At 37.3% G+C, this 20,150-nt stretch carries 11 protein-coding genes; 4 read left to right on the top strand and 7 right to left on the bottom strand.

Annotation, left to right across the window (positions count from 1 at the left end; translation table 11 throughout):
* The first annotated feature begins 132 nt into the window (after positions 1-132).
* From BAZ10_RS14955 to BAZ10_RS14945, 3 genes are read left to right on the top strand one after another with little or no spacing between them, the layout of a single operon-like run.
* A complete protein-coding gene (locus BAZ10_RS14955; RefSeq protein WP_078772845.1) occupies positions 133-2,541 on the top strand; it encodes a glycoside hydrolase family 31 protein in 2,409 nt (802 codons plus the stop codon).
* A gap of 27 nt (positions 2,542-2,568) precedes the next feature.
* Positions 2,569-3,669, top strand: a complete 1,101-nt coding sequence (locus BAZ10_RS14950) for a glycoside hydrolase family 43 protein (protein ID WP_078772708.1) — start codon at positions 2,569-2,571, stop codon at positions 3,667-3,669.
* A complete protein-coding gene (locus tag BAZ10_RS14945; protein ID WP_078772707.1) occupies positions 3,656-5,002 on the top strand; it encodes a family 43 glycosylhydrolase in 1,347 nt (448 codons plus the stop codon). The genes BAZ10_RS14950 and BAZ10_RS14945 overlap by 14 nt, the downstream gene beginning before the upstream one ends.
* A gap of 79 nt (positions 5,003-5,081) precedes the next feature.
* Here BAZ10_RS14945 and BAZ10_RS14940 read toward each other — a convergent pair whose 3' ends face one another.
* From BAZ10_RS14940 to BAZ10_RS14930, 3 genes are all read right to left on the bottom strand, one after another.
* Positions 5,082-7,301 carry a hypothetical protein gene (locus BAZ10_RS14940; RefSeq protein ID WP_078772706.1) on the bottom strand — a complete coding sequence of 740 codons (2,220 nt, stop codon included), beginning with the start codon at positions 7,299-7,301 and terminating at the stop codon, positions 5,082-5,084.
* 45 nt (positions 7,302-7,346) lie between these two features.
* Entirely contained in the window at positions 7,347-9,419 is a 2,073-nt protein-coding gene (locus BAZ10_RS14935; protein WP_078772705.1) for an alpha-ketoacid dehydrogenase subunit alpha/beta, read from the bottom strand.
* Between the two features lie 61 nt (positions 9,420-9,480).
* Entirely contained in the window at positions 9,481-9,894 is a 414-nt protein-coding gene (locus BAZ10_RS14930) for a GxxExxY protein (protein WP_078772704.1), read from the bottom strand.
* A gap of 267 nt (positions 9,895-10,161) precedes the next feature.
* Here BAZ10_RS14930 and dnaE point away from each other — a divergent pair, with 267 nt between their 5' ends.
* Positions 10,162-14,823, top strand: coding sequence for a DNA polymerase III subunit alpha (dnaE, locus tag BAZ10_RS14925; protein WP_078772703.1), 4,662 nt, complete (start codon positions 10,162-10,164; stop codon positions 14,821-14,823).
* Positions 14,824-14,861: 38 nt separating this feature from the next.
* On the opposite strand, the gene BAZ10_RS14920 is transcribed toward dnaE, so the two are convergent.
* The 4 genes from BAZ10_RS14920 to BAZ10_RS14905 form a co-directional block, all read right to left on the bottom strand.
* Positions 14,862-15,275 (bottom strand): hypothetical protein, encoded by a 414-nt coding sequence (locus tag BAZ10_RS14920; RefSeq protein ID WP_024565904.1) that lies wholly within the window; start codon positions 15,273-15,275, stop codon positions 14,862-14,864.
* An 11-nt stretch (positions 15,276-15,286) separates the two neighbouring features.
* Positions 15,287-15,769: a DUF2059 domain-containing protein gene (locus BAZ10_RS14915; RefSeq protein WP_078772702.1), complete on the bottom strand. Its 483-nt coding sequence runs from the start codon at positions 15,767-15,769 to the stop codon at positions 15,287-15,289.
* Positions 15,770-15,867: 98 nt separating this feature from the next.
* Positions 15,868-19,041, bottom strand: coding sequence for an efflux RND transporter permease subunit (locus BAZ10_RS14910; protein ID WP_078772701.1), 3,174 nt, complete (start codon positions 19,039-19,041; stop codon positions 15,868-15,870).
* 32 nt (positions 19,042-19,073) lie between these two features.
* Positions 19,074-20,150, bottom strand: coding sequence for an efflux RND transporter periplasmic adaptor subunit (locus BAZ10_RS14905; RefSeq protein ID WP_078772700.1), 1,077 nt, complete (start codon positions 20,148-20,150; stop codon positions 19,074-19,076).

Raw genomic sequence — 20,150 nt, 5'->3', positions numbered from 1 at the left:
TTGACTTATAATTGCAATCGGTTGCATTGGAAGATTTGTCTTAAAAATATACTGTAAACTAAATATTTTATATTACAAGGAAAGATATCACTGTATAGATAAATATTGATTTTAACTAAAAAAAGAGAAAAAATGAATAATCAATTTTTTTTATTTCTAATATTTGTATTTATTCTTTTTGGAGCAGCTTCTGCACAGCAGCCAAAACATAAAAAGGAAGTGTACATAAAAACTGATTCACTATCGGTATTGTTGCAATTCTACAGCCCTGTCATCATCCGGGTTACCAAAACAAAATTAGGTAAAACATCCATTTCGGATAACAATTTTTCCATAGTTGCCGCACCACAAAATATAGCCGTAAAAGAAATTGGAAATGGCAATTTGCTAAATTTCTATACCGACAGTATCTGTATACAGGTACATCAAAAAACAGGAGAAATAAGTTTCCTTCAGAAAAACCGGCTTCTTATCCGTGAAGATCCCACAATACTGCCCTTATTCCGCCAGCTAAATGCAAAAACAGATGAATACAAGATAAAACAGGGCTTTGTACTGGAAAAAGAAGAACCTATATACGGGTTGGGGCAGCACCAAAAGGGAATAATGAATCAGCGTAATAATGTACAGTTGCTTTACCAGAATAATATGGATATTGCTATGCCTGTTTTTCAATCTGTTAAAGGATATGGCATATTGTGGAATAATGAAAGCCCGAGCTTATTTTCGGACATCAATAATCAGACGTATTTCCTATCGGATAAAGGAAAGGCAGTGGACTATTTTTTTATCTGGGGCGGAAATACAGATAAAGTAGTAGCTGGCATCCGGCATTTAAGCGGCAAATCACCTTTATTGCCTAAATGGAGTTTTGGTTTTGTACAAAGTAAAGAACGCTACGAAAGTCAGGAAGAAGTTGTAAATGTTGTAAAAAAATACCGCAAACTAGGTGTGCCTCTGGATTGTATTGTCCAGGACTGGCAATATTGGGGAATGGATAATAAAGACTGGAATTCTACCAGATTTAACAATCCTGCATTCAACAATCCAAAAAAAATGATAGATGATGTACACAAAATGAACGCCAAAATCATCATCTCTGTATGGCCTTCCTTTGGTCCTAATACTAGTATCTTTAAAGATTTGGACCAAAGAGGGTATATTTATCATAATATTACTCCCGACTTTCCGAAAGAAGGACGGGTGTATAACGCTTTTAATCCTAAAGCGCGAAATATAGTATGGGAACACATGAACAAAAATCTCTTTGCCAAGGGAATAGATGGCTGGTGGTTGGATGCTACTGAACCCTTTGAAAAATATGATTTTAGTACATTTTCAGATGCTTCCCTTATCAAAAAATTGCAACCATTAATCAATCAAACTACAGATACTATAGTTGCTGTACCCAACAGCTATCCGCTATATACTGTGGGTGGTGTGGCCGATAACCAAAGAGCTACCAGGACCAGCAAAAGAATCTTTATCCTTACCCGATCTGGCTATATTGGTCAGCAAAGGTACGGGGCCATTGTATGGTCTGGCGATATTACAAGCTCATGGCAAGTAATGAAAAACCAGATTTCAGGAGCTCTGAATGTAGGTTTGAGCGGGATTCCTTATTGGAATGCTGATATCGGAGGATTCTGGAGCAACAGACTGTATCCCAAAGGCCACGTTGATCCGGCCTTTCGAGAACTTGTAGTACGCTGGACTCAGTTTGGAGCATTTACCGCTTTAATGCGTTTGCACGGTACAAATACTCCCCGTGAAATTTATCAATTTGGTGAAAAAGGGCAATGGGCATACGATGCCATCAAAAAGGCAATTGACCTTCGTTATCGCTTGTTGCCATACACTTATTCTGCTTCCTATCATATCATGGCAAGCAATGCTTCATTGATGAGGCCTCTCTTTGCTGATTTTAAAAATGATAAGCTAACTTATAATATCAACGATCAGTTTCTTTATGGAAAATCTTTATTAATCTCTCCCGTACTGGAAAGCCAGTATGTAGATAGCACTAGTGAGGAACGAAAAACAGACTTTGGTAATACTAAAATCAGACGTGTTTATCTGCCCGAAGGAAGCCGATGGATCGATTTCTGGACAGGAGAAAATCTTGAAGGACGGCAATATGTGCAAAAAGAAACCCCGATAGACATTATTCCTGTATATGTTAAAGCGGGATCCATTATACCATTGGGAGATTTTAAACAATTTACAGCAGAAAAGGATGATTCGGTAATGGAACTTCGGATTTATCCTGGAGCCAACGGACAATTCGTATTGTACGAAGATGAAGGAGATAATTATAATTATGAAAATGGCAAGTTCACGACTATTCACTTTTCATGGAATGATAAAAAACGAAAGCTAAATATCGGTGCTGTAAAAGGTCGTTATTCCGGAGCTTTAACCAATAGAATATTTAATATCAATATTGTCAATGAGAAGAACGGAACAGGTATTTCTCTGTCTCAACATTATAATAAAACGGTAAAATATACAGGAAAAGCAATGGTAGTATCATTGAAATAACTACGAATAACAACATTAAACAGTATTATGAAAATATATCAGATATACACTTTGAATAATCTAAACATTTTCATTGTGTTACTTTGCCTGCCTTTTATCACCTATGCGCAGAAGAAAGAGCAGGATAAATATTTATTTAAAAGGGCTATTTCAAAGCCATTGGTTAGTAATATGTATACCGCAGATCCCTCTGCCCATGTTTTTAATGGCAGGATATACATCTATGGATCACACGATGTTGAAAGTAATATTGCAGAAAGCGACAACGGAGATCATTTTCAGATGAAGGATTATCATGTATTGTCCATGGACAGTCCTACCGGAAAAGTGACCGATCATGGCGTAGCACTATCGGCAGAAGATATCCCATGGGCAGGAAAACAGTTATGGGCACCAGATGCGGCTTACAATAATAATATCTATTATCTGTATTTCCCACTAAAAGATAAAGAAGGAATATTCCGTATTGGCTTAGCATCATCTAAGCGTCCTGAAGGGCCATTTAAAGCTGAAAACGAGCCGATAAAAGGAGCATTCAGTATAGATCCGGCGGTGTTTAAGGACAGCGATGGCAGTTTTTACCTTTATTTTGGAGGTCTGCATGGGGGACAGTTGCAACGCTGGAAAATCGGCGTATTCAACATGAATGCTTCTGATAAATCAGACGGGCAACAGCGTGAGGAACCAGCGCTAACAGCTAAGGTAGCAAAACTAAGTGCTGATATGAAACAACTTGCTGAAGCACCTAAAGATGTAATTGTGTTGGACAAAGAGGGAAATGTGCTGCTTAGTGGAGACCACGACAGACGTTTTTTCGAAGGTTCGTGGGTACACAAGTATAATGGAAAGTATTATTTTTCTTATTCTACCGGCGATACTCATAAAATAGTATACGCAACCGGCGATTCACCTTATGGTCCGTTTACCTATCAGGGGATAATTCTGCTTCCCGTAATAGGGTGGACAACACACCATTCTATTGTTGAATTTAAGAATAAATGGTGGCTGTATTATCATGACACAGAATTATCTGGAAGTAAAACCCATTTAAGAAATATTAAAGTAACCGAGCTAAAATATAACAAAAATGGCAGCATCATAACCATTGATCCCTATGGAAAAAAATAAGTTAGCTTTTTTTACACTGATATGTTGGATTGGTGTTTTTTTGTGTGATGTGGTACTTGCACAAAATCCAATCATAGGCGTTTCTGGTATTTCGGATCCACATGTAAGGTTTTTTAATAACAAAATATATCTGTATTCCGGACATGATGATAAACCAACGGACACAACCTGGGTAATGAAAGACTGGCGGGTGTTTTCAACAACCGATCTGATCAACTGGAAATTGGAAACGGTAATTTCGCCCAAAGATAATTATATGGGTGCTAATTCTACAGATTGTTGGGCTGGCGACGCGGCTGAAAGAAACGGGAAATACTATTTTTATTTTTCGGACAGGAAAAGAAGTATAGGTGTCATGAAAGCTGATACTCCCGGTGGAAAATATGTCGACGCACTGGGTAAACCACTGGTAGTACCTATGCATGATCCAACCATTATTACAGACGATGATCCAACCAAAACACCCTATTTGGTATATGGTGATAAAGAAGGGGGAGGTTATCTTATTGCAAGACTCAATGATGATATGACATCGCTTGCCGAAAAGCCTAAACCTATCATCATTACAGGTAAAGAATGGGAGAAAGCAGACGGATGGATGGATAAAAATTATATTTTTAAATATAAAGATACTTATTACCTGAGTTGGGGTACCGAGTATGCAGTATCCAAAAACATATATGGGCCTTATACAGGAGTAGGATCTACGGGGAAAGGTCATTATTTAGGTGCATTTGCCCATAGCAGTTTTTTCTGGTGGAAAGGACAATTTTATCACATATGGTGCTATTACCTGAAACCTGGATATAAATTCAGGGGCACAATGATGACCTATTGTCATTTTGATGATCAGGGACATATTGTTACCGATACCGATTTTCTGAATCAGCATTTTGCCACCGGAGTAGGGCACTATGACGCGGGCTGGTCAAAAATAGAGGCAGAATGGTTCTATGAAAAAGCTAACTTTATTAGCAAACACTCTTCCATTGATGGTGGTTTTGAGCTTAGAGGAATGAGTGACGGAAGCTGGGTACGTTTTGCAAATGTTGATATGACTAAAGCAGGTACGAAATTTACTGCTCGTGTGGCAGGATTAAGTAAATTCTCCAATTTAGAGATCAGGTTAGATGGTACAAGAGGGCCAGTTATAGGTAAACTAAAAGGTGTGGAAAATTACACATCTGAAAAAAACTACAGAAATATATCCTGTAATATTCAATCTGTGAAAGGAAAAAGAGATGTGTATATCAGATTAAGGACAAAAGAAAAAAAGTCCGATATTTCGTTAGATTGGATTAGCTTTAATTGGTACGGTAATAAAGTAAATTAATTAAAATTTTTAAGCTGCTATGATATTATAGAAAAATTCTGTACCATGTACAGAATATGTATATTCTGTTATAAAAATTTTAAAATCCTAAAATTTTAAGCTTTAGCTGAATAGCAAAGTTATCGGTGAAATTACTGGTTTGGTAATGCCCTACACGATAAAAGAATCCAAGATTGAACTGAGTGCTCAGGAAATTATTCCACTCTACACCAACTTCCTGATAAAGTTTGTTTAGTGTTTCAAACTTTATCTGGTGAAATTCAGGATTTTTAAAGTCTCCTATAATCCCTTTGTAAACAAGATCAAAGCTGGAGGTGTTTTGCCCGAAGCTTTTAAAATGCCATGGAATACGATGACTGATATAGAAGGCACCAAATTTGTCCTGATAGTATTTTCCACTAGGCATAGTTGCAAAACCTAAATATGTTGTAAGGTTAAAGCGGCTCATAAAACTTTTCTTTCCTTCCGGTGCCAGACCTCCACCTTCAAATGTTTTCCAGAATGGGAAATCTCCGCCAACATAGCCTCCGTAAGCTCTAAGCCCGGTCTGGCCTAATATACTTTCCTGCTGGTATAGCGCAAGTAAATCCAGTCGGTTGTATTTTAGATCTGTCCATCCTTTTTCCCAATTGAAATACAGTTCCGGGTAACCCTGTTCTACCATATCTTTTCCGGTTGGTGTCATGATATACTTACTGTTTGGAGAGTATTTTAGAGTAACAACAGTAGAAAAATTATCATAAATCTTATCTTGGCCTTTATACAGGTAATCGAATAAAGCTTCTTCTTTATATTTTGAAGCTTCTACTTTATACATAAAAGAGTTGATAGGACTGTCTAAGTAAGAAAGTTTAAAACCTCTGTATCTGTAGTAATTTAGCGTCTGAAGTCCCGCACCGGTATTCATAATCTTCATTTTACCTACCCACAGATTCTGTCTGAACCTTCCGGATGCACCAACGTCATCCGTGTAATCTAAACGAAGCACAGCATCCCTCTCAAGAGTAGTCCTTACATCTACACCAACACGGAATTTCCACTTTCCGTCCCGAACACCATAACCAACATAAGCATCTGGTGATACATAAGGATTAAAGTTTTCATTAAGTTTCATTCCCAGTCCAAATCTAAAATTTTCGTATCTGTTGATGTCGAAAAATCTGTCGATTGGGAAGTCAATAATACCAAAACGGAAATCTCCTCTTGTAATCCCTGCTAAAAAATTGAGTTTAAATTCTACTTTTTTGGCCTTAAAAAGGCTGTCCATTTTATAATAGGTATTATTATCCCGATGATCGAAATTATCCTTACGATATTTAGGAAGTTCGGTACCGGTAGTGTTCTTTATGGTGTAAGTATAACCTTTAAAATCATCAGGAGTAAGTTTATCATTAGGCACTTTGAAGTCAAAGTAATTATTTTCTATATAAAAATAGCTGTTGAATCTCTTTTTGCTATCCTTATTTTTAAATGGTATACTCCCAATTCTGGATTTCATGTATTCTTTTTCCAGAAACCAACTGTTGTTAATAGGTTTCCAAATAGATATATGTTCCAGATCGGTTTTATCCTTACCATGATCTTCTATTTTGGCTACAGCATAGCTTTCTTTATCGATATAGATATAGCCGCTGTATTTACGTTTTCTTGAGAAAGTGATATTGGTCTTTCTAAAGCCAATGACATAAGTTTCTCTACCATTCAGGAGAATAGAATCTGTAAGATAATAGCGGTATAATGTCCAGTTTTCTTTTTGTATTTCATCCGGAATCTGGCCAATATTAGAGCGTAAAGCAATAGCATCGTAGAGGGGGCGTTTTAGCCCGGATACTTTATTGTCCAGAATATCAATATGCTCACCCTGCTCTTTATTGTATTTGTATTCCAGAGCACGTTCCCAAAGAAACATTTTACTGCTGGTAAGCATATTTTTATAGCTTATATCTTCTATAGAATCTTTACGTTTTCTTTTGGAAAATTCCGGGTTGTCGCCTAAGAGTTTCAAAGAATCAATTCTGCGTGCTACATAGTTCTGATAATTGGTAATAGAATCTTTGTCAAAATCTACTGAAAATTTACTGTAGGCTTTAAAGCTATAGGAGTCCTGATTTTTAGGACTGTTTTGCTTGAAGTTCCTATTGGCTTTTGCTAATATTGCCAGAGCCTGAGGATTGCTTCTGTTGCTTAAAACAACTTCCTTGATATTTTTATAAGAAGTACTACTATCTGACTTAGTGGAATTGGTTTTATTCTGAGCAGAATAAAGAACTGGAATAAGCAGCAGCAGTAGTTTTTTCATAAGTCAAATTTATGAAACAAAATTTGATTTATAAAGTATTCTGTATTACCAATTTAACAAGTATTCTATTGTTTTTTTGAGCTTTTCGGGGTTAGGAAGTATTTCTCTTTCAGAATCTATATTAATCGGAATTGCAGGTACGTTCCGGGCACCTATCGGAGTGACCGGAGCATCCAGATATCTGAAGCATTCTCTGGAAATTCTGGCACTTAGAGCCTCAGCAAAAGAATTTTGTACCTGTTCTTCGGTTAGTACAATACATTTACCGTGTCTTTTTACGGTTTCATATACATATTCTTCATCCATTGGAACTAGCGTTCGCAGGTCTACAACTTCCACCTGACCTTCAAAACTTTTAGCAGCCTCTTTAGCCCAATAAATTCCCATTCCGTAAGTGATTATACAGATCGTTTTTCCTTTACGGATATTTTCTTCAGTAGCCATAATAGTGCTTGTGGCTTTTCCGAATGGCAAAATATAATCTTCCGCAGGTTCTATAGTTTTGGCATCATCAGTTCCGGGTACTTTAGACCAATACAAACCTTTGTGTTCCAGCATGATTATCGGATTTGGATCATAAAATGCTGCCTTAAAAAGTCCTTTGAAATCTGCTGCATTGCTCGGATATGTAACTTTAATTCCTTTGATATTGGTTAGAATACTTTCAACACTGCCACTGTGATATGGCCCGCCACCACCATAGGCACCAATTGGTACACGGATGATATTATTTACCGGAAATTTTCCTTCACTTAAATAACAGGATTTAGAAATCTCGGTAACCAACTGATTGATTCCCGGATAGATGTAATCAGCAAATTGTACTTCTACAATAGGTTTTAGCCCTAATGCACTCATACCAATTGTAGAACCAATTATATAGGCTTCCTGGATAGCAGTATTGAAAACTCTTTTTGTACCAAATTTGGCTTCCAACGTAACTGCTTCCCGAAATACACCGCCAATGCGGCCACCTACATCCTGTCCATAAAGTAATGCTTCAGGGTGTTTGCGCATCAGTTCCTCAATCGCATGGATAGAGGCATCTACCATTACTATTTTTTGCCCATTTTCAGGGGTTCTTTCTCCTTTCTCTTCTGTAACAGGGGTAGGAGCAAAAATATGTTTTACAGCATCTTCAGGTTTTGGATCTTCAGCTGCCAAAGCTTTTTCAAAATCTTCACGAACCTGTATTTCTGCATTTTTCTCAATTTCTTTTAACTGATCGTCACTGATGCCATTTTCCACAAGGTACTTCCATAGTTTTTTACCCGGATCATGAGCTTCATGCTTGGTCAGATCGTCTAAAGGACGGTACATTTCTTTTCTTACTCCGGAAGTATGATGACCAATCAGAACAGTTTTAGCACAGACTAAAATTGGTTTTCTTTCTGTACGAACATAGTCGAAAGCATTTTTCATAGCCAGATAAGACTCCGGAAACTCTGTTCCGTCAATACGCATTCTCTCGATACCCTTGAATCCTGCAATGAAATCATAAGCATCCTGTGATCGGGCTTCTTCGGCAGTTACAGAAATTCCCCAATTGTTATCCTGTACCAGGAAAATAATAGGCAACTGGTGTAGTGCCGCAAACTGAAAAGCTTCGCTTACCTCGCCTTCGGTTACACTATTATCACCAAAGCTGCAAACCACAACTGGTGGAGTAGGATATGATTTCAGGCTAAAGTGCTCTATGTATTGTATGCCTTGTGCAATTCCGGTTGTAGGAATTGCCTGCATGCCGGTAGCACTGCTCTGATGAATCATTTTTGGATAATCATCACTTAAATTGGAAGGGTGACTGTAATACGAGCGGCCACCTGAGAAAGGATCATCTGCCTTTGCCAACAACTGTAACATCAGCTGATATGGAGTGTAACCCATTCCTAAAAGCATACTTTCATCCCGGTAATATGGACTTACCCAATCATGCTTCTGAAGATGATAGGCTGTTGCCAACTGAATAGCTTCGTGCCCACGGGAAGTACTATGTACATATTTGCAGATTTGTTTTTTTTCATCATACAAATTAGCGATAGCTCTGGCTTTCATCATGTCTTCAAAAGCCTGTAGTAGTATTTTTTTATCGAGATGTTTTTTAAAGTCAACTTCCATATTATCATTATAAATTAAAAAGGTCCGCAACATTTTTCAACCACATAGGATCATAGTTCTTTTATAGGTCTGGTAAAGCATTAAAATATTCATTAACGAATGTTTTTTGTCCTTCACGAAAAACATTAGAACAATTAAAGTTTATCAAGATACCCTTCGGGCAGGACAGTAGTTTCATAGAGGTTAGAAGCTGTGCTTCGAATACTGGTGTTAAGTTTTGTACAGATTTCAGTTCTAACACAATGCATTGTTCAATGAACAAATCGCATCTGAAATCAACATCCAGTATCTTTCCTCTATATGTTACCGGAACTTTCATCTCTGTTAGAAAATTTATTTTCCTATGTAATAACTCTTCTTTTAAACATTGATGGTAAACGCTTTCCAGTAGCCCTTTGCCCAATACCTTGTGCACCTCAATAGCACTACCAATAATTTCGTAGGTTAATTCATTTAAATATTTTTTTGTCAGCATAGCCTATGTACCTATGTGGTTTTGTTTTGAGGTGCTAACAAATATAGATAAATTTACTTAACGATCGTTAGGTAAAATGTTTTTGAAGAATTAATGTACTTAAATTTATGTAAATCAATTCGTTAATTTTTGTTCAAGTCAGGTTTTATAGATTTTGTAATGAAAAATGCCTGTGTTGAAATACAATGTTGTACAGAAAATCAATTGAACCTGAAACTTTTTTTACGTTCACTTTTTTTGTAATTTTACTCAAATTTCTGATGGATTATGTTCTTGATTTTTGATACAGAAACAACTGGTTTACCCCGAAATTTCAATGCTCCTTTAACTGACTTCGACAACTGGCCGCGCATGGTCCAGATTGCATGGCAGTTACACGACGAGCATGGAAATCTTATAGAGAATCAGGATTATATTATAAAGCCCGAGGGCTACGATATTCCGTTTAATGCATATCGCATCCACGGTATATCTACAGAGATGGCGATGCGTGAAGGCCGCGATCTTAAAGAGGTACTTAACGAGTTCAAGGAAGTACTGAAAAAAACAAAAGTAGTTGCAGGACATAATGTAAACTTTGACTACAGTATAGTAGGAGCCGAATTTCTTCGGAAGGAATTGGAAGATAGTTTGAAAGACAAGCCTATCGTAGATACGATGGAGTTTGGTACCAACGTATGTCAGCTTCCGGGAGGTAGAGGTGGAAGATTCAAATCTCCTAAACTGGAGGAACTTTCTGAAAAATTATTCGGACACAAATTCGATGAAGCCCACAATGCCGCAGCCGATGTAAATGCTACAGCACAGGCATTTTTCGAAATGATGAGATTGGAAGTTTATCCATTGGATAAGATTTTCTTCGATGATGTACAGATGAAGGCCTTTAAGGAACATAATCCTGATGTCTTCAAGCCTTTCAATATTGTTATCCGAAGACAGGTTGCCGATTCTAAAAAGCGGAAAAAAACTGCTGATTTTGGCGATACTGATGATATTGATATTGGGAATTTCTTCCATTTTTATAGCCACAGTATTTATTCTACCTTACAGGCAACGACCGGTTTGGCTGACATGGTTTCCGTAGCTGAAAAGAATAATTTTCCGGCTGTAGGGCTTGTAGACCTTGGTAATATGATGGGAGCCTTCAAGTTTATTGATGAGGTTGAAAAATACAACGGAAATCTTAAACAGAAAAAACAGGATGCCGAGGCCGCGGAAGAAAAACCTGATAATTATGATGAAATAAACAGTGCTAAGTTCCTTACACCTGTATTAGGATTAGAGCTATATATATCAGAGCGTTATCAGCAAAGACAGTTTACTAAAGATGATCCGGACAGAAGAACTCAGGTCGTATTATTGGCCAAAAATTTTGAAGGATATAAAAATCTGGCAAAGCTTTCATCTATAGGATTTAAAGAAGGTTATTATGCCGGTGTTCCAAGGGTTAGCCGTGCACTAATATCACAATATAAAGAAAATCTTATTGCACTGACGGGAAGCTTGTCCTGTGAAGTTCCTTCTACCATTCTGGAATTAGGGGAACAACGTGGTGAAGAAGTTTTCCAATGGTGGCTGAATGAATTTGGTGATGATTTCTATGTACAGATCCAGAATCACCAGATGGATGAGGAAGATTATGTTAATGAGATTCTACTGAAGTTTGCGGATAAACATAATGTAAAAATACTGGCCCAGAACGAAACTTATTATACCCGAAAATCAGATGCCAAAATCCAGGATATTGTAGCCTGTATTAAAGATGGTGAGAAACTTTCGACACCTGTAGGTAAAGGTTTTGGAAAAAGAAAAGGTCTGAATAGTGAGCAGTTTTATCTGAAAAATAGTGAGGAGATAAAACAGGCTTTTCAGATGTATCCGGATGCTTTTATAGCATATGATGAATTTCTGAATAAGTTTGAGTCTTATAAACTGAAAAGAGATGTACTCTTACCTAAATTTGATATTCCTGAGGAATTTCAGGATGCTGAAGATCTAAATGATGGTGGTAAAAGAGGAGAAATGAACTTCCTGAGACATCTTACTTATGAAGGAGCAAGGAAAAAATATGAAGTAATTACAGATGATATAAGAGAAAGACTTGATTTCGAGCTGGATATTATTGCTAAAACAGGTTATCCGGGATATTTTCTTATTGTGCAGGATTTCTGTAATGAAGCTAAAAATATGGGGGTATCGGTTGGCCCCGGACGTGGATCTGCTGCAGGATCAGCTGTAGCTTACTGTATCGGAATTACAAATGTAGACCCTATTAAATATGATCTCCTTTTTGAGCGTTTTCTTAACCCGGAAAGGATTTCGATGCCCGATATTGATATCGACTTTGACGATGAAGGTCGTGACAGGATTATCAAGTGGGTAATCGATAAATACGGACAAAATCAGGTAGCACAGATTATTACCTACTCTGTACTGGGTGGTAAATCGGCTATTAAAGATGCGGGAAGGGTACTGGATGTATCCATTCCTGAAACCAATAATATTGCAAAGCTAATTCCAAATACCCCGGGGATGAATATCGCAAAAGTGATGAAGTCCGATTTGAAGAAATTTAAACCGGAAGACCTTCCACTGGTAGATGAAATAAAAGGAATTCTGAATAATCCTGATGATGACCGTTTTAATGTACTGGACAGTGCTTACAAAATGGAAGGCTGTATTCGGAATACAGGTATCCACGCTTGTGGGGTAATTATTACGCCGGAAGATATCAGTAATCTGGTTCCGGTAACTATTGCAGCAAAAGATGCGGATATTTTGGTATCTCAGTTTGACAACTCGGTAGCTGAGAGTGCCGGATTGCTGAAAATGGACTTTCTGGGGCTTAGAACGCTTACCATTATTAAAGATGCTGTTAAGCTCATTAAAAACAGACACGGAATAGAAATTATTCCGGATGATATACCATTAGATGATGCCAAAACTTATCAGCTCTTTAAAGAGGGGCGTACTATTGGTATTTTCCAGTATGAATCTGCCGGTATGCAGAAATACATGCGTGAACTGAAGCCTACTGTATTTGCCGATCTTATTGCAATGAATGCATTGTATCGTCCGGGCCCTATTAAGTATATCCCAAACTTTATTAACCGTAAACACGGGCTGGAGGAAATTATATACGACCTTCCGGAGACGCAGGAATATCTACAGGAAACCTACGGAATTACAGTCTATCAGGAACAGGTAATGCTGCTTTCCCAGAAACTGGCAAACTTTACCAAAGGTGAAGCCGATACATTGAGAAAAGCAATGGGGAAAAAGCAGAAAGCAGTACTGGATAAGATGTTCCCCAAATTTATTGAAGGTGGAAAGAAAAATAATCTGGATGAAGAGAAACTTCATAAAATATGGAAAGACTGGGAAGCTTTTGCGGAATACGCATTTAACAAGTCTCACTCTACATGTTATGCTTATATAGCTTATCATACCGCTTATCTGAAAGCTAATTATCCGGCTGAGTATATGGCGAGTGTAATGAGTAATAACATTAACAATACTAAGCAGATTACCTTGTTCATGGAGGATTGTCAGGCGATGGGCGTGGATGTATTGGGGCCATCTGTTAATGAATCCGAATATGAATTTGCGGTAAACGAAAAAGGGCAGATTCGTTTTGGACTTGGTGCTATAAAAGGGATTGGGGAAGGGCCGTCCGAAGCAATTTGTAAAGAAAGAGAACGGGGAGGGCGATTTTCAGATATTTATAGTTTTTTTGAAAGAATTCCTTCATCACAACTGAATAAAAGAGTAGTGGAAAGTTTGGTATTTGCCGGAGCTTTCGACGAATTAGATTCTTATCACCGTGCCCAGTATTTCGATGTAGATACTGCAGGAAGAACGAATATTGAACGCTTACTAAGATACAGTAATAGCTTTCAGGACAGTAAAAATTCCGTAGAGAACTCTCTGTTTGCAGACTTTGCAGATGAAGTTCAGATTGAAAGACCAAAAATAAATCCGGCTCCGGAATGGCAGAACATGCATAAACTGAACCGGGAAAAAGAAGCAATAGGCTTCTATCTATCAGCGCATCCATTGGATGAATTCTATTATCAGTATAAATTTATTCAGGGAGCGCTGAGTAAAAAGTCGGTAGTCAACAAAAAACTGGATGAAGATCTGGAAAAGGTACCTGAAACTGAAAAAACAGAAGAGCAGGATGATAAGGATGAAGTATCTATAGATATAGATTTTCCCGCTGATATGTTGGAGGTAGATGGAGATGAAATTATTGAAGAGGTTGTTAAAAAAGTGGATCCAAGAGGGAAGTTTAATTTCCTTAACCTGGATGAGGTAGATCCTTACAGAGACTTTGTACTTCAACGAGATTTTTCTAATCTGACACCAGCAGAAATTTCAAAATTAAAAGAGAAAAAATTCCGGAGTAAAGGAAATGATAATTCCAAAGAATACATGGTTTCAGGTCTTATTACAGAGTATGTAATAAGGGATGGTTATGAAAGCGGAACAAAGATTGCCTTTATTACGCTGGAAGATTATACAGGTTCTTATTCTTTCAGGCTGAATGATAAAGACTATATGCGTCTGAGAGAGAAGCTTGGAGAGCACCGTTTTGTGATTTTTAAAATTAAATTTGCGCCTTCCAAAGATTTCGACAGACTGTATGTAAACGTTACTGAGGTTATTGATCTTAAAGAAGCTTTTGACCGCTATGCCAATCAGCTCTCTTTAGTAGTGCCATTTAATGAAGTGGATCAGAATGATATAGAATTTTTCAGACGTACTTTTGCCCATAATAAAGGGGTACATAAACTAAGCTTCTATCTGAAAGATCCGGTTGAAAATCATTTTGTAGAACTCAATTCGATGCAGACCTCAGTAGATATAAGTGCTGAGACAATAAAGCTTCTGCACGAGTATAAGAAATATGAAGTGTTCTTAAATTAATGTATACAAAAATCCTCAGCATTAGCTGAGGATTTTTTCTATTTTGATACAGCTTTTTCAGCTGCCAGCTTTGCCTGAGTTTGCCATTGGATAACGGCTTTCTGTCTTTCTGTATCGAAAGTGTGATTGTCCTTTAAAGGTTTCTGAAGTTTGCTCTTATGATTCTTTATTCTGGCATCCAGTTCTTCGTTGGTAAGATATTTTTCATAGACCGGTACAAGGCTTTTCAGCATACTCTGATAGTTTAGTCCGGATTCCAGTGTCTGATAATATATTGGTGAAAGATTCCTGTTGTCTGCAACTTTTAATTTTGTAATGCTTGCAGAAAGATCTTTTTTGAAATTTGCTTCAGATTCTTCCAAACGGATTAGCGATTCTGCTTTTTTAGCTTTTGCAGTTTGACCAAATGTCAAAAGAGAAGCAAAGCAGGTAATTATAATGGGATATTTCATATAGTTTTATATTATTTAGACGATGGATAGTCCATAATTATTTCTTTTTGAACAGGATATTTTTCATTAATTTTTTTTAAGACCTTCTGTCCAAGCTTCATACCCCATTCCTGTCCTGCCTGCATAGATTCTTTTGTCATGTCCGGCATTGTTTTTATTACTTTTTGTCCAGTAGGTGTTTTATAGAAAGCAATGATGTCATCCAGTTCTTTTTCTGTGTAGTATTTGGAATATATAGGAATAAGAAGCTCTTCGAAGTCTTTTGTACTGGCCGTTTCCTTTTTTAATTCGTTCCAGTATTCAGCAGGAACCTGTTTGTAATAGGTTTGATAGGAATTAATCATATTATCCATTACCTGATTAGCAACTCCTAATACATTTGTAAGCTTTAGAAAAGTTTTTATCTTTTCTTTTTTTACAGGCGAAATTGTTTGCTCCTGAGCAAATATCAGGCTGCCAGTCATTATTAAAAAGAGTATTGTAATTTTTTTCATTAGTATATATTTAAACCAAAAGTACAATAAAAAAAATCCCAACAGAAAAAAATATCTGCCGGGATCCTATAAACATAAATTAAACTATTTACTACTATTTAGTGATTATGCTTTGGTGTAAAGCCGTCTTCACTCATTTCTAATGGTTCATAATCAGCAACCATTTCTTTAGCATAATCTACTTTTCCACCTTTGTTGAAACGTGCAATAATGCTATCGAATATCGAATATACTACAGGTACAAAGATTAGGGTAAGGAATAATGAAGATGTTAAACCACCAATGATTACCCACGCTAATCCGTTATTAAGTTCTGCAGCAGCTCCTTGTGCCAATGCAATCGGAATCATACCGAAAACCATCGCTATAGTGGTCATAAGGATTGGACGAAGTCTGGCATGGTTAGCCTGAAGCAATGCATTGAATGTGCTTTCTCCAGCTTCTTTTCTGTGGTTAGCAAAGTCTACCAACATAATCGCATTCTTACATACAAGACCAATCAACATGATAACCCCAAGAATGGTAAATACGTTCAGAGAGTTATTGGTTAATGCAAGGATTGCTAATACCCCGATCAGAGATAACGGAACCGAGAATAATACCACAAACGGATATACAAAACTATCGTATAAAGCAACCATTACAAGGTATACCAGGATGATAGCAGCCATAAGGGCAATACCTAATGTACCGAAACCTTCACTTTGGTTTTCCATATCACCACTCCATACATAGTTAACTCCTGAAGGTCTTTTTAACTGTGAGAATTTAGCTTCCCACTGCTGTGCAACGGTACCGGTCGGAATACCTACAGTTTGTGCGTTGATCGTTACAGAAGGAGATTTATCTCTTCTTTCCAGGAAGCTAGGTCCTGAACCTTCTGTAATAGTAGCGAACTGATCCAGTTTGATCTTTTCTCCTTTGCCATTTACAAAGATGATGCTTTTTACATCGTCTACACTTGATCTGTTCAGCTGATTGAAGCGGATGTTGATATCATATTCATAGTCACCTGCACGGAATTTACCATCGGTATTTCCACTAAATGCAGTCTGCATTGTCAATCCTACATCCTGAATATTTAATCCCAGGGCAGACATTTTATCACGGTCAATAGCAATATTAATTTCAGGGTTACCACCTTCAGATGATAATCTTACTTCGGATGCACCTTTAATTGTTTTTAGCTGTGCCATTGCCTGATTAGCAAATTCATTGATGCTTTTCAAATCCGGACCTGTAACAACTAATGCCAGCGGAGCTTGTTCCGCCCCCATCAGACCTACAGGTACTGTTTTAATTTTAGCACCTACTAATACCTTAGAAAGCTCATTTTTAATCTTAGCAGCGTATACAAATGAGTTATCTGCTCTTTTATCTTTACCAACCAGGATCACATCGATCTCTGATTTGTATGCTGTTGCCTGAGCTCCACCGAAACCATCACTTTGCTGACCAACAGTTGTAATCATTTTTACAACTTCTGACTTTTTAGACAGATAATCTTCAGCTTTCTGTGTCATAAAGTTGGTCTTTTCTACAGACGCATCTTTTGGAAGTTCTATCTGAACAAGGAATTCACCTTTATCGATTTTAGAGAAGAATTCCCCTCCGATGAATTTCATTAAACCAAATGACATGATAAATAATACAATTACAATAACTACTGTAGAAATCTTTGTCCATCTGTTTTTCAGACACCATTTAAGTAAGTCAGAAACCCAATGGGTGAAGTTGTCCAGTTGTTTCTCGAATCCAAGGATGAATTTTTCGAAAATATTTTTTCCGGTAAGGTGTGTAAGTTTACCAAATCTGGATGATAACCAAGGTACAATAGTAAAGGAAGCTAATAATGATAGCAATGTTGCAATAACCACGGTTACACAGAACTGGGAGATAATATTAGATACCAAACCAGTACTCATTGCAATTGGTAAAAATACTACCACAATTACTAATGTAATGGAGGTTACTGTCATACCGATTTCGGCAGTTGCATCATAAGAAGCTCTTACTTTATTTTTACCCATCTCCATGTGTCGGTAGATGTTTTCCAGTACCACAATCGCATCATCCACAAGAATACCTACAACCAGAGAAAGTCCCAGTAAGCTCATTAAGTTTAGCGTATATCCCATTAATGCCATACCAATAAAGGTTGCGACTAATGATGCCGGAATGGATACCATTACGATAAAGGCATTACGGATACTGTGAAGGAATAATAACATTACCACAGCTACAAGGATAATCGCGATGAATAAGTCATGCGTTACATTGTCCGCAGCAGTAAGGGTAAATGTAGAAGTATCATTTACAACATTAAGTTTTACACCTTGTTGTGCATAATCTTTCTCAATTTTTTCTATCGTTTGTTTTGTGAGTTCACTTACTTCAACAGCGTTGGCATCAGATTGTTTTACAACCTGAAGAAGAATAGCTGGCTTTCTGTCGATTCTGGCCACTTTTTCAGCATCTTTCTGGGCATCTTCAACAAAAGCAACGTCAGAAAGTCTGATTTGCGCTCCATCCTTAACGGCTATTACAAGATTAGAAAGTTCTTCTACATTTTTGTATTTTCCGGATAATCTGATAATAGTACTGCTCTCACGTGTTTTTACGTTTCCGGTAGGGAAGTCAACGTTAGATGTAAGAATTGCCTGTTGTACTTGTGGAATAGATAGTCCATAGCCTTCCAGTTTATTTTTGTCCAGATTTACTTTAATTTCTCTTTCCTGTCCACCAATAAGGTTTACCTGTGCAACACCTTTTACCCTGGATAGTACTGGTTGGATTTTTTTGTCCAGAAGGTCATAGAAGGCAACACTACTCAGGTTAGAAGTAGCACCAGCTGTAATAATCGGAAGGTCACTCAGAGAGAATTTCTGCAATGAAGGTGCTTTTACATCTTTCGGAAAGTCAGCAATAATAGCGTTAATCTTTCTCTGAGCGTCATTCAGCGCATAATCTGTGTCGGCACCAGCATTCAGGGTAATTGTAACAAGTGATAAACTTTCAAATGATTTGGATTCTACTTTCTTTACGTTTTCCAGAGAAGAAACGGCATCTTCAATTTTTTTGGTTACCGTTGTCTCTACCTCTGCAGGAGATGCTCCGGGATAAATGGTGGAAACACTTACTACGTTGATTTCAAATTTCGGGATTAGCTCGTACCCCATGGAGGAGTAACCGAGTATCCCTCCCAGGGTTAGTATTGTAAACAATACAATAACCAGGGTTGGTCGTTTTATGGATATTTCTGCTAATTTCACGTCTTTTTAATTTTAGTTGTGGCTACGCCTGCTTACTTGATAACTGAAATTTTAGTACCGTCGGTAAGGTTAATCTGACCACTGGTTACAACTCTGTCTCCTTCATTGAGACCGCTGATAATTTCTATTTTATCTCCAAAAATTCTTCCGCCCACTACTTTTGTCAGTTTTACAGTGTTGTCTTTTTGTACAACAAATACTTTGTTGTTGCTCACACCATCTACAAAGGCATTTTTAGGAAGGGTCATATAAGCATGTTGTATTCCGGTTTCTTTAGCAGAAAAAACAGCTGTACCATACATACCAGCTCTTAGCTCATTATTTGGATTGTTGTCTACTGTAATTTCGATAGGGAAGTTAAGAGAAGCATCAGCTAATGGTGCAATAAATGTAATTCTACCCGAGAATTCTTTGTCAGGATAAACGCTTGCTTTTATTTTGATCTGATCTCCAACTCTTAATTTTGCAACTTCACTTTCGTTAACAGTAACTTGTAACTTTAATTTAGATACATTTACGATTTCAAAAAGAGGAGTTCCAATAGATACAACAGCACCTGGTTCAACAGTTTTTTTGTTAATATAACCACTTATTAATGTTCTTACATTAGAATCACCAATCTTAATACCAGCCTGATCTAATGAGTTCTTAGCATTTTTTAGTTGAAGTCTTGATTGGTCAAGCTGTTGTTTGGTTACACCGCCTGTTTTATATGCATTTTCATAACGCTGATTGTCTACAACAGCATTCTGATATGCAGCCTGAGCCGTAGAGTGATCAACTTCCAATGCATCTTTTTTTATTGTTGCTACTGTCTGTCCTGCATGTACAAAATCACCTTCTTTTACCAATACGCGAGTTACCTTTCCTCCAATTTCAGATGAAAGCTGCATATTTTGTAAAGGTGCGAATGTTCCGTTTGAAGAATAATCGGCACTAACATGTTCAAAAGAGGCAGTGACTACATTTACAGGGATTTCAGCATTGCTACTTGCGATAATTGCTGTCTGCTTATTGGTTTCTTTTTGGTTTTTGCTAATGATATAGGCTCCACCACCCAAAAGTCCTGCAGCTATGAGAATATAAAGTAATGTTTTACCAATTTTCAT

The organism is Elizabethkingia occulta (assembly GCF_002023715.1).
GTDB lineage: Bacteria > Bacteroidota > Bacteroidia > Flavobacteriales > Weeksellaceae > Elizabethkingia > Elizabethkingia occulta.
This window is presented reverse-complemented; position numbering and strand designations above follow the sequence as displayed.

Excerpts from the sequence above, each read along its gene's own strand:
- BAZ10_RS14955 (WP_078772845.1), top strand. The coding sequence starts at position 133 with ATGAATAATCAATTTTTTTTATTTCTAATATTTGTATTTATTCTTTTT.
- BAZ10_RS14950 (WP_078772708.1), top strand. The coding sequence starts at position 2,569 with ATGAAAATATATCAGATATACACTTTGAATAATCTAAACATTTTCATT.
- BAZ10_RS14945 (WP_078772707.1), top strand. The coding sequence starts at position 3,656 with ATGGAAAAAAATAAGTTAGCTTTTTTTACACTGATATGTTGGATTGGT.
- BAZ10_RS14940 (WP_078772706.1), bottom strand. The coding sequence starts at position 7,301 with ATGAAAAAACTACTGCTGCTGCTTATTCCAGTTCTTTATTCTGCTCAG.
- BAZ10_RS14935 (WP_078772705.1), bottom strand. The coding sequence starts at position 9,419 with ATGGAAGTTGACTTTAAAAAACATCTCGATAAAAAAATACTACTACAG.
- BAZ10_RS14930 (WP_078772704.1), bottom strand. The coding sequence starts at position 9,894 with ATGCTGACAAAAAAATATTTAAATGAATTAACCTACGAAATTATTGGT.
- dnaE (WP_078772703.1), top strand. The coding sequence starts at position 10,162 with ATGTTCTTGATTTTTGATACAGAAACAACTGGTTTACCCCGAAATTTC.
- BAZ10_RS14920 (WP_024565904.1), bottom strand. The coding sequence starts at position 15,275 with ATGAAATATCCCATTATAATTACCTGCTTTGCTTCTCTTTTGACATTT.
- BAZ10_RS14915 (WP_078772702.1), bottom strand. The coding sequence starts at position 15,769 with ATGAAAAAAATTACAATACTCTTTTTAATAATGACTGGCAGCCTGATA.
- BAZ10_RS14905 (WP_078772700.1), bottom strand. The coding sequence starts at position 20,150 with ATGAAAATTGGTAAAACATTACTTTATATTCTCATAGCTGCAGGACTT.